Origin of the sequence: Flavobacterium aestuarii, from assembly GCF_040049115.1 — a bacterium.
GTDB lineage: Bacteria > Bacteroidota > Bacteroidia > Flavobacteriales > Flavobacteriaceae > Flavobacterium > Flavobacterium aestuarii.
The window spans coordinates 204,302-219,511 of the sequence record NZ_JBDLZZ010000001.1 but is presented as its reverse complement, the minus strand read 5'-3'; the positions used below and the strand labels follow the sequence as shown (position 1 = coordinate 219,511).

13 protein-coding genes are annotated in these 15,210 nt (G+C 34.4%); 4 read left to right on the top strand and 9 right to left on the bottom strand.

All coding sequences use genetic code 11. The features are described from left to right. The first annotated feature begins 42 nt into the window (after positions 1-42). Complete coding sequence (locus tag ABEG11_RS00810; RefSeq protein ID WP_348822299.1) at positions 43-699, top strand: HAD family hydrolase; 657 nt, start codon at positions 43-45, stop codon at positions 697-699. Here the strand turns inward: ABEG11_RS00810 and ABEG11_RS00805 are convergent. Continuing rightward, positions 692-1,225 (bottom strand): low affinity iron permease family protein, encoded by a 534-nt coding sequence (locus ABEG11_RS00805; RefSeq protein WP_348822298.1) that lies wholly within the window; start codon positions 1,223-1,225, stop codon positions 692-694. The genes ABEG11_RS00810 and ABEG11_RS00805 overlap by 8 nt on opposite strands. 375 nt (positions 1,226-1,600) lie before the next feature. Between ABEG11_RS00805 and ABEG11_RS00800 the strand changes: the two genes are divergently transcribed. After that, positions 1,601-2,446 carry a DUF2911 domain-containing protein gene (locus ABEG11_RS00800; RefSeq protein ID WP_348822297.1) on the top strand — a complete coding sequence of 282 codons (846 nt, stop codon included), beginning with the start codon at positions 1,601-1,603 and terminating at the stop codon, positions 2,444-2,446. A gap of 95 nt (positions 2,447-2,541) precedes the next feature. On the opposite strand, the gene ABEG11_RS00795 is transcribed toward ABEG11_RS00800, so the two are convergent. Further along, complete coding sequence (locus ABEG11_RS00795) at positions 2,542-3,294, bottom strand: DUF1349 domain-containing protein (RefSeq protein ID WP_348822296.1); 753 nt, start codon at positions 3,292-3,294, stop codon at positions 2,542-2,544. A gap of 99 nt (positions 3,295-3,393) precedes the next feature. Between ABEG11_RS00795 and ABEG11_RS00790 the strand changes: the two genes are divergently transcribed. After that, the gene (locus ABEG11_RS00790) at positions 3,394-4,158 is read left to right on the top strand and encodes a response regulator transcription factor (RefSeq protein WP_348822295.1); all 765 of its coding nucleotides are present in this window, start codon (positions 3,394-3,396) and stop codon (positions 4,156-4,158) included. 30 nt (positions 4,159-4,188) lie between these two features. Here the strand turns inward: ABEG11_RS00790 and ABEG11_RS00785 are convergent, their stop codons facing one another. The 3 genes from ABEG11_RS00785 to ABEG11_RS00775 all read right to left on the bottom strand — a co-directional run bounded on the left by ABEG11_RS00785 (position 4,189) and on the right by ABEG11_RS00775 (position 9,732). Next, positions 4,189-5,187 carry a hypothetical protein gene (locus ABEG11_RS00785; RefSeq protein ID WP_348822294.1) on the bottom strand — a complete coding sequence of 333 codons (999 nt, stop codon included), beginning with the start codon at positions 5,185-5,187 and terminating at the stop codon, positions 4,189-4,191. Positions 5,188-5,354: 167 nt separating this feature from the next. Next, the gene (locus ABEG11_RS00780; protein WP_348822293.1) at positions 5,355-7,088 is read right to left on the bottom strand and encodes a sodium:solute symporter family transporter; all 1,734 of its coding nucleotides are present in this window, start codon (positions 7,086-7,088) and stop codon (positions 5,355-5,357) included. A 112-nt stretch (positions 7,089-7,200) separates the two neighbouring features. Further along, complete coding sequence (locus tag ABEG11_RS00775; RefSeq protein WP_348822292.1) at positions 7,201-9,732, bottom strand: PIG-L family deacetylase; 2,532 nt, start codon at positions 9,730-9,732, stop codon at positions 7,201-7,203. 261 nt (positions 9,733-9,993) lie between these two features. On the opposite strand from ABEG11_RS00775, the gene ABEG11_RS00770 reads away from it, so the two are divergent. After that, the gene (locus tag ABEG11_RS00770) at positions 9,994-10,947 is read left to right on the top strand and encodes an alpha/beta hydrolase (RefSeq protein WP_348822291.1); all 954 of its coding nucleotides are present in this window, start codon (positions 9,994-9,996) and stop codon (positions 10,945-10,947) included. Positions 10,948-10,963: 16 nt separating this feature from the next. On the opposite strand, the gene ABEG11_RS00765 is transcribed toward ABEG11_RS00770, so the two are convergent. The 4 genes from ABEG11_RS00765 to ABEG11_RS00750 all read right to left on the bottom strand — a co-directional run bounded on the left by ABEG11_RS00765 (position 10,964) and on the right by ABEG11_RS00750 (position 15,210). Next, positions 10,964-12,781 carry a BamA/TamA family outer membrane protein gene (locus tag ABEG11_RS00765; protein WP_348822290.1) on the bottom strand — a complete coding sequence of 606 codons (1,818 nt, stop codon included), beginning with the start codon at positions 12,779-12,781 and terminating at the stop codon, positions 10,964-10,966. An 88-nt stretch (positions 12,782-12,869) separates the two neighbouring features. Next, positions 12,870-13,967 carry an AI-2E family transporter gene (locus tag ABEG11_RS00760; protein ID WP_348822289.1) on the bottom strand — a complete coding sequence of 366 codons (1,098 nt, stop codon included), beginning with the start codon at positions 13,965-13,967 and terminating at the stop codon, positions 12,870-12,872. Between the two features lie 158 nt (positions 13,968-14,125). Continuing rightward, complete coding sequence (locus ABEG11_RS00755; RefSeq protein ID WP_348822288.1) at positions 14,126-14,635, bottom strand: hypothetical protein; 510 nt, start codon at positions 14,633-14,635, stop codon at positions 14,126-14,128. 41 nt (positions 14,636-14,676) lie between these two features. After that, on the bottom strand, positions 14,677-15,210 hold the full coding sequence (locus ABEG11_RS00750) for a mechanosensitive ion channel domain-containing protein (RefSeq protein WP_348822287.1): 534 nt from the start codon (positions 15,208-15,210) through the stop codon (positions 14,677-14,679).

Sequence of the window (15,210 nt, the reverse complement as noted above, 5' to 3'; positions counted from 1 at the left end):
CGATTAAACGAACGAACAAATAAAACGAATAAACATTTTTTTATGATTAAAACAGTAATTTTTGATATGGACGGCGTTATTGTAGATACTGAACTCGTACACCGTTATGCATATTACAAGCAATTTGGCGAACTTAATATTGAAGTTCCAGAGGAAATGTACACTTCATTTACAGGATTATCTACGCGCAATACTTTTCAGCGATTGAAAGATCATTTTCTGTTAGAGCAAGATGTAGAAGATCTGATTTTAAGAAAAAGATCAATCTTTAATGATGCTTTTGATAGTAAAGAAGATTTAGCTTTGCTGGATGGTGTAGAAAATTTAATTAAAGATTTTCATCTAAATGGAATGCAGCTCATTGTTGCTTCATCAGCTTCCAAAGTTACTATAAACAGGGTTTTTACACGTTTTGATCTGCATCAATATTTTACGCATATAGTAAGTGGTGAGGATTTTCCAAATTCAAAACCGCATCCAGCAATTTTTCTGCATGCTGCTTCCTTGTCTGTTGCGCCAAAAGAAAACTGCATTGTGATTGAAGATAGTACTAATGGTGTCAAAGCGGCAAAAGCGGCAGCTATATTTTGTGTAGGCTACAATAGCTTTCATTCAAAAGACCAGGATTTAACATTGGCAGATGTAGTGATTAATCATTTTGATGAGTTAAACTACGAGAAAGTGGCACAATTTAATTGATATTGTTTTTTGGGGCAGTTTTAGGCTTTTCAGTTTTTTTTGTTTTACGGGCAGGACTGGTTTTTGGGGATGCTTTTTCTTTTGTGTTTTTTAATTTATGCTTTTCATTTGCTTCTGATATAGAATGTGAAACCTTCAGGTTTTTATCTTTTTTAGAAAGCGTGCTTAAGTGGCGATAGTATTTTTGTATGATTTCCATTTCTTCTTCGGTAATGTCTTCAATGTCAACTATGCTGTTGCTGGAAAATTTGGACGAAGCGATCAATTCATTTAATTTGATCTGCAGTGCAAGCGAATCTTTGTTCTGGGCTTTCTGAATTAAAAAAACCATTAAAAAAGTAACAATAGTGGTTCCAGTATTAATAACCAGCTGCCATGTTTCGCTATAATCAAAAACAGGACCAGTCAATGCCCATATCAGCACTATCAGGAAAGCAATAGAAAATGCAGTTGTACTTCCTGCAGCTTTTGATGTCGCTGTGGCAAAAGCGTCAAATTTGCTGATAAATGAATTGCTGTTTTTCATTATCGGTTAAAATTTATAAGTTAAAAATATAGCGGATTTCAAAACAATAATACATCCCTTTATAGGCCAGGTATTTCAATTTTCCGAGTATCATCTTTTTATTTTCCATAATAATATTTTTTACAAAGTTGACTATGGTTTTAGATGTGATTTATACTTCACATTTAATTGCATTACAAACTTAAAACTGCACCTCTTTTTTTATGTTATATAATTATTTGAAAAGCTTATAGGATTTTAATTTTATGTTAAAAGCCATATTTGAAACATGATTTTCAATGGGGTGCATAGGAAAAATTCCAGCCTTAATTAAGGAAAAATTAACATCATTGATTTCTTGAATTTGTAAATTTGAAAACAAACAAAAAAAACACTATGAAAAAGATTCTTATTGCTTTGGCTTTTATGATAGCGCCATTACTAGCTGAGGCTCAGCTAAAAACTCCTCAGGCAAGCCCGAAAGCTACGGTTTTTCAAACTGTAGGATTAACAGATGTAGAAATAGTTTATTCCAGGCCAGCTGCAAGAGGCAGAGCTGTATTTGGAAACTTAGTTCCTTTTGGAAAAATCTGGAGAACTGGTGCTAATGAAAATACTACTATTTCTTTTAGTGAAGATATTTCAATTGATGGGAAAACCCTTCCTAAGGGCAAATATGCATTATACACAATTCCTAAAATCGAAAGCTGGGAGGTAATTTTTTATTCTACAACAAACAATTGGGGTAATCCTGAAGTGTGGAATGAAGCGAATGTTGCATTGAGAACAACAGTAAAGGAAGAATCATTGGTGAAACCAGTAGAATCTTTTACTATTGGAATCAATAATTTGAGCGCTGATTCGGCTACTTTGGATATGGCTTGGGAAAACTCTTCAGTTTCAATGAAATTCGACGTTCCAACTCAAAAAGTAACGTTGGCTAATATTGAGAAAGTATTGGCAGGGCCAACATCGGCAGATTATTTTTCGGCAGCGCAATATCTTTATCAGTCCAATGGTGATAATGCAAAAGCTCTTAATTATATAGACAAAGCTTTGGATTTGAGCAGCGAAAAACCATACTGGTACACTCGTTTAAAATCATTGATTCAAGCCAGGGCAGGGGATAAAAAAGGTGCAATCGAAACTGCGACTATTTCACTTGCAGCAGCAGAAGCGGCTAAAAATCAGGATTACGTGAAAATGAATAGAGACAGTATCTCTGAATGGAGTAAAAAATAACCCATTAGATTAAAACAAAAAATCCCGTTTTGCTCTTTAAAAAGACAAAACGGGATTTTTTTGTATGCACTTTTTGTTATTGGACTTTACTGTTTCTAAATTCCTAAACGGAAATCTTTTACGCTTTTCTGTTCCAGGCTGATATCTTCAAAAAAACTTGTCGTTCCTTTATCAACAGGACATTGAGTACTGATTCCTGTCCATATTTCTGCTGGGTAATTGTTTTTGTACAAACGTACCATCTGCCAGTTTTTATTGTCAAGAGAATAATAGCTTGCAACTGTTTTTGTATCTGATGAAATCTTCATGTAAACTGTTTTTCCTTGTACAATATCATGATTGTTATCATCCGAAGTTTCTATTGTGCGGACAGTCACAATTCTGTGGTTGCCCCGTTCGTCCTGTTCAAAACAGAATTTCTGATAAAAACTGTCATTTACATATAAATATAAAACACCGGCATTGTATAGACCTTTTTTGGTAAACTCTGGGCTTACTTTTGCAGTCAGTGTAAAAGGTTTTGTATTGTCTAGCTTGGACAAAAGTATTGGAGCGGTATTATTTGACAGTTTATTGTTTGGGTCTGAAAAATAGTCTTTTTTCTCGCCTACATGAAAGAGAATGTTTCCTTCTGTATCAAGTTTTGCAAGTGTGTCGGCACCATTAATTGATTTTGTAAAATGAATCCGGTTTAGTTTTATATCACATGTCGTTCCACTGATAACTGCTGAATTTTTTGTTATAGAATTAGTGTTTTCTGCCGTTTTATTTTCTTTTGTGGTGCTGTTGCAGCCAGATAATAAGATAATTTCGAAAATACTGCAATAGATAAGGAATTTAGATTTCATAAATGTTTTTTTAAAGAATAAATAATATAATTTAGTTTCAAATTTACTTTCCGTTCCTGATTACGGCAATACCTAAAATTAACCATTTTTTTAACCGTTATGACTAATAGTTCTATCGAAGACCAGTTAACTTCTACTTTGTTAAGGCAGACATTTCTGGATGGAGAAATACTGGATATAGAAGATTATAAAAAACTGGCAGCTTCATATGTTGCCATTGAGCAGTGTGTGGCTGTGCTTTCAGATTTTCAGGCCGATTGCAGTTATATTTACGCAGGTAATTCTGGTAAACTTTTAGGACTTCCACCAAAGGATCTGTTTATTGATTCAGCTTTTGAAGACTGTATATTCGATAAGCTGCATCCTGATGATGTGACAGAGCGGCATGCTTTGGAACTTCATTTTTTTCAATATCTTAAAAATCTGCCAGAAGATGAATATCGCAATTACAGTACTTTCAGCCGCCTGAGGACTTTAAATGGAGAAAATTACATTAACCATCGAACTATGTATCTCAAAAAATCACCAAATGGCAGCGTTTTAGCAGCCTTGTGTCTGTATGCTCCTTCTGCTGATTTAGAATTCAGATCTGGTATTGATGCTAAAATTGTGAATATTCAAACAGGGGAGACCATAACGCCTGAAAAATATAAGCCATACGGGCAAACACTTCTTTCCAGAAGAGAATTAGAAGTCTTAAAACTAGTTGCAAAGGGCAGCAATAGTGACCAGATAGCAGATATCCTGAATATTTCTGTTTATACGGTCCGCCGTCATAGGCAGAATATAATTCAAAAGATGCAGGTTGCTAACACTACAGAAGCCTTAAGAACAGCCTATGTTATGGGATTAATAAGTGTTTAGTTCAAGAAAACTGCATAACCTGACAATATTTTAGTTTACACTGCTGCAAGGAGTTTTTAATACAATTGTATAATCAGGATTCAAAGGTTCGTTGGTTTGCGCCAGTCTTTGTGATCCTGTGTTTGCTGGACAGGCAATATCGTTGGTCGCATCATATATTAGTTTTTTTCCGTTTAAGCCTGCTATAAGTTCTTTTGGAACATAAATTTGAACTTTTGTTACGGAATATCCCGAAGGAATATAGCGAACATAATATCCATCAGGATGCAGAGTCCATATACCGCTTGGGTAATCTGTTCTTGGAGGAGCAATTCCTGCAAGTATAGCATATTTTTCCATATCCTGATAGGTGTAATTGCCAGATGCTATTAATCCACGGATATTGTTTTCGGCTTCCATTACAGTCTGAATGCTTTCAGGCAGTTTTGTTTTTGCTTTATTGATGATGTCATCGGGCAGAAATCCAAGCGCACCATCTTCCAGCTGAGTCAACTGTTTTTTGGTAAGGAGAGTTACTGCCGTCAGCTTTACTTCGGTGCTGAAATCAATAAATTTTGTTTTGGCAATAATAGCCCATAATAAAATCTGGATGGCATGCTGTTCTATTTCGGGATGCTTTTCTGCACTCTTTAGTATTGCTGTAACAATTTCTTTTTTGGAACCAAGAGTTGGTGCATACATATAGCCATCTCCTTTGGATGGGGCAAATGTTCCTGCATGCAGGCAGTAGCTTTTATTAGTCATTTCATAATAGCCAGCACAAAGTACAAAACCGCCCTCTGGAGATTTTGGTAATAAGTATAAAGGCTGAGCTTCCTCTAATTTAAAAAAATGAGGCATCTGGGATCCTTCTTTATTTACGTTTTCAAAAGCGGTGGTTATGGCTGCAGGTTTTTTAAACATTTTATCAATGCCCAGGGTTGATGCACCCATTTTTAGCAAATCAGTCGAAATGCCAAATTGGGCATAGGCCTGATTGCAGAATAATTGAATAATTAAGGCAAAACAAATAAGTTTTAATGTTTTCATTCTTCAATGTTTATTTATAAAGTTATCCAAAAATAGGTTTTAAAAATCATACTTTTAATACAGTTTGTATTATTTTTAAGCTATTAAAAAGAAAAAACTATAAGATTCCCGAAATAGTATTGAATCAGATTTTATACTAAAGTTAAATATAAATCAGGATTTATGAATTAGCCAGCTACGGAAGATTTATTATCTTCATCCTTAAATAATGATCCTTGAAACGAGTATGAAAGTACTATAGTGAGCAATGCGCCAATGAAGTTAAGCCACAAATATCCTAGTTTTTCGCCTCCGCTTGGGTATATAAAATTCGTGAAATAATAAATGATAAAAATAGCCATCTGACTGATTACAGCGCCATAAAAAATCGCTTTTCCTTTGATTTTATGGATGTAAAAACCAACAAGAAAAATTCCCAGTACAGTTCCATAAAAAATGGATCCAATAATATTTACCAGCTGGATTAAGTTTTCAAAAAGCGTTGCAATACAGGCAAATCCTATTGCTATAATTCCCCACATCAGTGTAAAGAGCCTAGAGATATTCAAATAATGCTTTTCACTTTTTTCTTCTTTAACATTCCGCTTGTAAATATCAATAGCAGTTGTTGATGCCAGCGCATTAAGACCAGAAGCGGTAGATGACATAGCTGCTGAAATAATAACTGCAAGCAGTAAGCCAATGAGGCCTTTGGGCAGATAATGGAGGATAAAATAGAAAAATACGTAGTCCTTATCATTAGTTTCGGCTTTATTGTCTGCTTTCGAAATGATTTCACGGGCTTGAGCTCTTAATTCTTTTTCTTTTAGTGCCAGATCAACCAGTTCTTTTCTGAGTGTTGGATTGTCGAAGTCTTGATTCAGCTGGTCTATATACAGCAGATTGACTACTTTTTCATCCTCGGATAATTTGTCTAAATCCTTTTGCAATTTTTGATATTCGTCTTTGTATTGTGAATTTTCAACGGTAATTTTATTGTTTGGATTGAAGTTTAACGGTGTTCCGTTAAATTGAAAAAAAACAAAAACCATTACTCCTGTAAGCAAAATTAAAAATTGCATGGGTACTTTTAAAAGTCCATTCATGATTAATCCCATCTGGCTTTCTCGAACAGATTTTCCCGATAAGTAGCGCCCCACCTGCGATTGGTCAGTACCAAAATAAGCCAATGCCAAAAAGAAACCGCCAGTAATACCGCTCCAGAATGTATACTTTTCATCCAGATCAAAGGAGAAGTTTACTATATTCATTTTTTGATTAGCGCCTGCAATGTGCAATGCATTGTCAAATGTCATATCATTTGGCAAATAGTCCAGGATAAGGAAAAAAGTAATCGCCATTCCAGACAGAATCACGAACATCTGCTGTTTCTGAGTCACGTTTACCGCTTTTGTCCCTCCGGAAAAGGTGTAAATAATAACCAGGATACCAATAATAATATTCATGTAAGTAAGATCCCAGCCAAGCAATGCAGATAAAATGATAGAAGGAGCATAAATGGTGATTCCGGTTCCCAATCCTCTTTGCACTAAAAATAAAATAGCCGCTAATGAGCGTGTTTTAAGGTCAAATCTTTTTTCTAAATATTCATAGGCAGTATACACTTTGTATTTGTGATAAATAGGAATAAATGTAACGCAGATTACAACCATTGCTATAGGCAGACCAAAATAGAACTGTACAAATCCCATTCCGTCATGATAAGCCTGCCCAGGGGTTGAAAGAAAAGTGATGGCACTTGCCTGAGTTGCCATGACCGATAATCCAACAGTAAACCAAGGAGTTTCATTATTGCCTAAGATATAATCTTCAACATTCTTGCTGCCCCGGGTTTTCCATGAACCATAAATCACGATGAACAATAGTGTTATTATAAGTACAATCCAGTCAAATACTTGCATAGCTTAAGAGTATAATTTCATGATTAAATAAAAAATAATAATAAATAATGCATTGGCAATTAAAACCAGTGTATAGCTTTTTGACCAGATTTTAGGATTTTTTGAGTCCATGTTATTGTTTTAAGTTTTGATTAGGAATGCTTACCGAGGGCTTAATAGAAATTAAATTTGATAACAATTTATAAGCTCCGGGAACCCCTTCTGGCAATTCCCTAAAAAGACTCAATCCTGTGTAAATATAATTGCCATTTCCATAAGGAGCAATTAGCAGTGCTCCATTTTTTGGACTTTCGCCTTTATCATTTGACGATAGGATAGGAGTAAAGGCTTTGTCAAAATCTTTTGGATAATATAATCCCTGTTCTTGTTTCCAGCCTGTAAAATCATTCTGAGTAATCGTATTAGGATAATGAAGTACGGGATGATTAGGTGCCAGAAAACGAACCTCTGCATTTTCTTCGGTTACACGGTCATTTGAAATTTTTAAGGGATATGGAGCAATTTTTGAGGTAACTAAATCATTGGCTGTATTGTATTGTACAATCATTGTTTTGCCGCTATGCACAAAATCAAATAAAATATCCTGCTTGTATGCCAATGCCTGTACTGTATTGTAGGCACGGATTCCTGTCATCACCACATCAAAAGCTGCAAGTTTTTCGGGAGTTATTTCTTCTGGTTTAATTAGTGTTACCTGATATCCCATCTGCGATAAGCTTTTAGGAATTTCATCGCCTGCTCCCATGATATAGGCAATTTTTTCCTGATTTGTTTTTAGGTCAATCCGTATGCATTTTACTTCTGCTGTTTTCAAAACCTGCTGTTTTGTAATATGGTCATAGTTAATGATAATCTGTTCCTTATCATAAGCTGTATTATCAACAGTTGCAATGCTTGTAGCAACAGCTTCACTCATTTGAGATGGAGGAGTCACTTCAAAATATACAGTTTGTTCCATCCCTTTTTTGGGTAATTCAAAGGCTATAGAGGAAGGGGATATTTTCCAGTTTTTTGGTAAATCGAGTTTTAGGTTTCCTTTACTATTATCTTTACCGGATTTTATGGTAATGCCTACATATTTAGGCTTAGTATTTGGAAATAGCAATACTTTTTCCTGAATGGCAGTTGTGATTTCTGGAACAATATCTAAGAAATTATACACTTCTCCTTTTACATCGTCATTGTATTTGTAAACAGCTGTCCGTTCAAAAGGGATTTCTACTGAATTGATTTTTACATTAAAAATTACCTTTGCTTCTCTGATAATATCAGGGATTCCGATGTTTTTTTGATCGTCAACAGTATATAATCCAACAGTTCCTTTTTCTTTTAGCCAATAAGGCTGTGTGTAGTTTATTGTTTGAGGCAACTGTAAATCTAAAGTACTGTTATGTAGGATGTTGTTTTTTAAATTGATATTTAAAACTGTATTTTTTTGCTCAGGCAAAGCTGTTACACTAGTCAATTGCATTTCTATAGGACTTCTGTTAATAGCTTCCAAAGTGAGTTTTACAACACTCCCCGGTGTAACTTCCTGAAAGCTGGATACCGCTTCCAGAAACAAGCCAGAGCAGTCCGCAATTATTTTTTTTATTTCTTCAGATTTAACTATTTTCCAGTGATTTTCTTCCAAAGCCTGGATCATGCTGTAAGCTTTAACTAAATTTGGAATACTGGCAGATGGGTTTTTAAAATCATATTGATTGGCAATAAGTGTAATTAATTCGCCAATTGGCTTTCCGCCTTTTACTCGATTCCAGCTCGTGTCAATGCCATCAAAAATTGATTTTTTATTTTTTAATGGCTCTCCTTTTAAATATTCTAAGTATTCTGTGCTTTCACCACGGGATCCTGTGCTTCCAAACCCTTGAGATTTATGACTGCTCCGGCTTAGTGCAGCTATTTCCTGATTTGACTTTCCGAGTGTAGGATAATATGAACCTGTCTGGATTGCTATTAAATTGGTCTTGTCTGCTGCTTCAAACTTTTCCCTGCTGCCATAAAACCACCAGGAGGTGTTAAAAAAAACTCTTTTAGGCTGCCAAGTCTGTTCCAATTGCAGCTGCTCAGGAAAAGCTGCAGGATTGCTCGCAAGGTCAAATCCTTCCATGCTCAGCATAGCTGATGATGTATGGTGGCCATGTGTTGTTCCTGGTGATCGATGATCAAATCTATTGATAATTACATCTGGCTGAAATTTCCGGATAACCCACACCAGATCAGCCAGAACTTTTTCTTTGTCCCAGATCTGTAATGTTTCGTCTGGATTTTTGGAATATCCAAAATCATTTGCTCTGGAAAAAAACTGCTCTCCTCCATCAATCTTTCTGGCCTCAAGAAGTTCCTGTGTTCTAATAACACCTAATAATTCCCGCAATTGGGGTCCAATCAAATTTTGGCCTCCATCTCCTCGGGTCAACGATAAATATCCTGTTCTGGCATGTACATCATTAGACATATACGAAATAAGATGCGTATTTTCATCATCGGGATGCGCTGCTATATAAAGTACGGTTCCTAAAAAATTGAGTTTCTGAATTTGATTGTATATTTCTGCTGAACTTGGTTTTTGCGGTTTTTGAGCATTTGTTAAATGTACAGAGAAGAGAAAAAGTAAAAAGGATTTTAAAAAAAGCTTTCGCATAACAGTTTTTATTATTTCTAGATAAAACGGAGTTGATTAGTTTAACGTCCAAAAATACTAATTTAATAATGGGAATATTTGTACGTCTTCCAAAAGTTATGTTAATATTTAAATTGAACTTTCATGATTTAGTTAAGATTTAATCCTAAAAATTAATACAAAATACTTCAGTTTGATGATAATTAATTAAGAATAGAATATTAAATTTGAGAATGCTGTTGCATAAAAATTAGTATTTTTTCAATAATTAAGCTGACCCGAATGAATATACAATACAAAGAAGATGTTTTGCATAACGGTTTTGAGCAGACGGCCATTGAGCAGCAAAATGATTACGAAGGCGAGGTTGCCATTACTTTAGTTAGAAAACGAAGATTAATTCCAACTGCTAAAGCCATTTTATATATTCATGGTTTTAATGATTATTTTTTTCAAGAGACTGTTGCCGACGAATTTTTGAAAAATGGCTATCATTTTTATGCCTTAGATTTAAGAAAATATGGGCGGTCTATATTGCGTAATCAAAAACCCAACAACGCTAGGCAATTATCTGAATATTACGATGATATCGATCGTGCACTTTCAATAATAAGGGATGAGGAAAACGAAGAAGTAATTCTCTTTGGGCATTCTACAGGCGGTCTTGTAATTACCTTATATGCTGCTGTCCGAAAAGAAACTGAACTCTTTGATGCCCTAATCTGCAATAGTCCTTTTTATGATTTTAATGTGCCTTGGATTCAAAAGAAAATTGTGATTCCTATACTGTCTTTAATTGGAAGGCTTAATCCCAATTTGGCTTTGCCTATTGGTTTTTCAAAATTTTATGGCAAGAGCCTGCACAAAGGAGATTATGGCGAGTGGGATTATAATCTGCAATGGAAACCCCATGTGGCACCATCTATAAATGCGGGTTGGATTAATGCAATACATCAAGGCCATTTGGCAATTGCAAATGGTATTTCTATAAATAAGCCGATATTGATATTGCATTCTTCCTGTTCGGTATATGTATCAAAATGGAGTGATGAAATGTTTGAAGGAGATGCTATTCTGAATGTGAATGACATTATTGAAAAAGCAGAATTAATTGAGTCTCCATCTAAAAAGGTGATTGGTTTTAAAGGAGGAATGCATGATTTAGTGCTGTCAAGAATGCCAGTGAGAGAGCTGGTATATAAAGCTATTTTTGAATGGCTGGAAAATTTAAAATAGTTTTCGGGTTTTATTTTTACTTATATTCGACGATTCGTGGTTTCGCCAGTTCAAAACTTTGAAGTCCATAATCTGAGGTTTCAAAAGTATTTGTCTTGATTATATCATATCCCTGCACAGGAATACTGGGATAATAAGAAAGTGATAGCTGAAAAGAACTAAACACTAAGTAGTCATTGCTTATTAATAACCCAAGTGTAAATTTTGAATAAACTTTGTTTTTAATCATTGATACATCCGAATCTCCCAATACTGCGGCCGTATAATTGAAGAAAGGATTTATGCGGAATCCCCATAGCGCGTGAGGTGAATAAGTTTGTGTCTGCAATGATAAAATCATTTTATCGGTTCCATACAAAACGGCATTAAAACCGGGTAATCCGTTATCTTCATTAATGGTAAGCTTATCTCCAATACTGTTTTGATGATTAATCCCAATAACAGCTTTTGGATTGATAAATTGTCTTAACCTCCATTTTCCAATGCTGTAGAGTTTTGTAAAATAGTTTGCTTCAAATAAAAATGAGGTCTGATAGGTTTTAGAGTTTTGAAAAAATGTTCCAGCTTCAAAATTCATGCTCAAAAAACCTAATCTATAATAATTTCCAAAAGAAAACTGAGCACCGGCATAAGGCCTCCAAGAAGCGTTTTTATTCTGATAGCCAAAAGTCAAGCCATAAATTCTTCCAATGGGTACATCCTCTGTCATTCCGTTTCTAAAAATGTAGCTGTCTTTTATGAAATTGCGTTTATTGATCCCGATACCGCTCAGAAAAAGTTTTTCGTCAGAATAAAAATGTTCGGGGTCGTATATATCTGTTGGGCTTTCTATATAATCTACGTTCAAAAAGCGTCCAGTAATGATTAAATTTGTTATTTCATTTTGTTCGTCCTTAAATATTTTTGCTGCTTTTCCAGCCCAGACATCTTCTGAATTGTATTTGAAATTCTGGTATGCGTAACTGAAATCTGGGGCTTGCATAGTATCTTTCCTGAATTCCTGGCCAATATAAACACCGCCTGCCCATTTTGTTAATGGAGAATAAAAAGCACGTTCCACATCGATGCTTTTGGTGTAATTATTGTCTAAATCCATTTTATAATGCAGGACTGTACTTAAAAACGTATTTTTGATATTGGGTATAGAATAGGTGACTTCATTGCCATTATCACCATTTTCAAAACTATTTGTAAACCGGTAATCGAGCTGCTGTCCTGTTCCCAGAAAATCCTTTTCTTTTATTCCAATTGATGCCTTGCTATTTGATATCGAAAAGCGCGGGATAGTACTCCAGGAATCCAGCACACGGATAGTTACATCTACAGAATCGGATTTTTTGCCAGCAGATTCTTCCGTAATCCTAACGGCGCTTACATATTTTTGGGAACGGATGATACGTTCGGATTCCTGAATTTTATAAGCGTCATAAGGAGTATTTTTTTTAATCAGCAATAAATTATAAATGGCAATTTTTTTTGTTTTCAGATGCAGTCTATTACCGGTTCTTTCGCTCCAGTTTTTTGGTTTTTGTGCTGTATCTGCCACCGACTGGCCGAATGGGTCTAATGTTATAATATTTATTTTCCGGATTATTTTTCCATTAAATATTGCAGGATCTCTATGAGCAAGCAGTTCCTCTTTCTTTTTTGGCTTTCGGGATTTAAAAAATAATCTATGCAGGGTTTTTGTAAAATTATTTTTTTTGGAATAGTTATGGATCCTAGAATACATTACATCTGTACTATCCTTTTTTGACTGGGTCTGCTGTGCATAGTTGTATTGAAAATAAAAGCATAAAAAAAATAGAACGATTGTTTTTTTGATTGAAGGCATTCAGATAAATTTTGACTCAAATTAACGGATAAATTTAGTAGTGACGAATTTTAATTGCCACCCAAAAAATAAAAATAAATCTCTGTAGTTAGTTTTCGGTTTTTATTTTCCTGATTCTCCAGAAGAATCTTTTTGGCATATGATTTCCCATAAGATATCCCCACGGTTCTAAGGATTCTATTCTGTCAAAAATAATTTTTAGTATAGCCAAAAGCGGAATGGCCAAAAACATCCCCGAAATACCAGCCGATGTTCCTCCCAAAATAATTCCGATTATGGATACAAAAGCATTGATTTCTACTTTCGAATTTATAATTAATGGCACAAGTATATTATTGTCAATTAATTGAACAATAATATTCACTGTCAAGATCCCCAATACCATCGAGGTTTCTGCAGAGCCGGTTAATGAGGCTAAAAGAGTTATTATTCCAGCAATTAAAATGCCAATGTAAGGGATTAGATTTAAAAGTCCTGTTATAAGTCCCAGCAGTATAAAATATTTCACGCCAATTATCCAGAGTCCTATACTCGTTAGAACCGAAACAATAATCATTTCGAGTATCAGGCTTACAATATAATTATTTATTGATAATTTTATTTGTGACAGAATATCCTTTAAAACCAGATGATTTTCTTTGTCAATCAGTTTTACCAGAAAAACAATAAAATGGTCTTTGTACAACAAAAACAGAAAAGTATAAATAGGAATGATCGTGCTGTCCAGCAGAAGATCGCTTATTGATATTATAGCGGAGCCAATTGTATTGCTCCCATTTTCAACAGAGTCTTTGGCGACATTGTGGATATATTTTTTTTGTTCGCCTATACTTATGTTGAAGTTTTCTCTTATAAATTTATGAATGTCAATTATAAAGGCATTTGCATTTTTTTTGATAGCCTCAAAATCGTTAGCCATATTTGTGACTTCGTAGGAGATAAAAGCTAAGATACACACGATACACGTTACAAATAGCAGTACAGTTGTCATTGCTGCTAAATGTCTTGGGAATTTTAATTTTATATTTAGAAATGAAAATAGAGGCACCAATAAAATGGAAAATAAAAAAGCCATTAAAATTGGAGTTATTATATCTTTTCCGATGTAAAATATAAATGCGAAACTTATAAGACATAAAAGAATACTGGTAGGTTTAGCATAAAAAGGTAATTTTTGGACATCCATAAAATATTGAAATTAAATAGTCTCCAACAAAGATGCGAGCTGTAACTGTAAATCAGGCTGCAATTTTTTCGTGTTAGTTTACAAAATTCCCATTAGGCATGAACAAAAAAAAAGAGCACCTGAATTGTGCTCTTTCCTTTTTTGAATTTTATGAATTTTTAATGTTTTCCTTTGCCATGTCCTTTGTGGTTTCCATTATCATGGTGATTGCCATGATGGTTTCCATTATCATAATGCTCATGATAGTCTCTTCTGTTTTTTTGAGGTTTTCCTTTGTAACCTTTATAGTATTTCACTTTGTGAGCATTATGATATACATAGGGTGCATTTCCATGATAGTCAGTCAAGACAACTTTGTAACCATTGTATAAATTGTAATTTCTGCAATAAGCCGGCAATCTTGAAGAACGTATCCATCTTCCGTTACCGAAATAAATATACTGTGCTAGTCTAATATCGTAGTATACCTGGATATCAGGAAGATAATAATATTCCATGTTGTCGTACCCAACTGGTCCCCAATCTGGAGGTGATGCAATAACAACCTTAGGTGATGCAACAACAACCGGCGGAGGTGTTCCAATATTTACATTGACAGATACTTGCGCCTGCATAGCATTTGCTCCAATAAAAAGAAGTGCGATAATAAAAAATTTAATTGTTTTCATAGTATTTAGATTTAGAGTTAGGGACAATACAAAATTGTAAATCAATCAACAAATTCACTATTTGTGTCTAATGGTTTTTTAATAATTGAAATTCCTTTTTGGAAAAACAGATTATTAGGATAAATAACTATTTCTCCTTCCTTGGATCGCAATGTTACGTGAAATGCTCCAATATCTTCGATTTCTCCTTCTACATGATAGTCTTTATCATGGATTAATATGATATCACCTATCTTGAAAGGAAATGAAAAGAACAAAATAATACCCGCAGTAATATTGCTCAGGATAGACCATTGTGCAAACATTGCCACACCAATTACGGTAGCTACAGACGAAATAGTGATAAAAATATCTTCGGCCTGAACTCCCCAGATTAATATCAGGGTAATAAAGAACAATATGGTAATAAGAACGTTAATGTATTTTATGACTAAATTGGTTCTCTTTTCAATTATTTCGCTTGTGCTGGCAAACCTTCTTATTATTTTTGAAACAAAGGTACGAGCCAGAAAGACAACCAATAAGAGTACTCCAGTACTGATTTCCTCTTTGATATAATGATTGAAAAAATCCAT

Coding starts and splice junctions, on each gene's coding strand:
- ABEG11_RS00800 (WP_348822297.1), top strand. CDS start 1,601: ATGAAAAAGATTCTTATTGCTTTGGCTTTTATGATAGCGCCATTACTA.
- ABEG11_RS00795 (WP_348822296.1), bottom strand. CDS start 3,294: ATGAAATCTAAATTCCTTATCTATTGCAGTATTTTCGAAATTATCTTA.
- ABEG11_RS00765 (WP_348822290.1), bottom strand. CDS start 12,781: ATGCCTTCAATCAAAAAAACAATCGTTCTATTTTTTTTATGCTTTTAT.
- ABEG11_RS00785 (WP_348822294.1), bottom strand. CDS start 5,187: ATGAAAACATTAAAACTTATTTGTTTTGCCTTAATTATTCAATTATTC.
- ABEG11_RS00810 (WP_348822299.1), top strand. CDS start 43: ATGATTAAAACAGTAATTTTTGATATGGACGGCGTTATTGTAGATACT.
- ABEG11_RS00775 (WP_348822292.1), bottom strand. CDS start 9,732: ATGCGAAAGCTTTTTTTAAAATCCTTTTTACTTTTTCTCTTCTCTGTA.
- ABEG11_RS00770 (WP_348822291.1), top strand. CDS start 9,994: ATGAATATACAATACAAAGAAGATGTTTTGCATAACGGTTTTGAGCAG.
- ABEG11_RS00790 (WP_348822295.1), top strand. CDS start 3,394: ATGACTAATAGTTCTATCGAAGACCAGTTAACTTCTACTTTGTTAAGG.
- ABEG11_RS00805 (WP_348822298.1), bottom strand. CDS start 1,225: ATGAAAAACAGCAATTCATTTATCAGCAAATTTGACGCTTTTGCCACA.
- ABEG11_RS00750 (WP_348822287.1), bottom strand. CDS start 15,210: ATGGATTTTTTCAATCATTATATCAAAGAGGAAATCAGTACTGGAGTA.
- ABEG11_RS00760 (WP_348822289.1), bottom strand. CDS start 13,967: ATGGATGTCCAAAAATTACCTTTTTATGCTAAACCTACCAGTATTCTT.
- ABEG11_RS00780 (WP_348822293.1), bottom strand. CDS start 7,088: ATGCAAGTATTTGACTGGATTGTACTTATAATAACACTATTGTTCATC.
- ABEG11_RS00755 (WP_348822288.1), bottom strand. CDS start 14,635: ATGAAAACAATTAAATTTTTTATTATCGCACTTCTTTTTATTGGAGCA.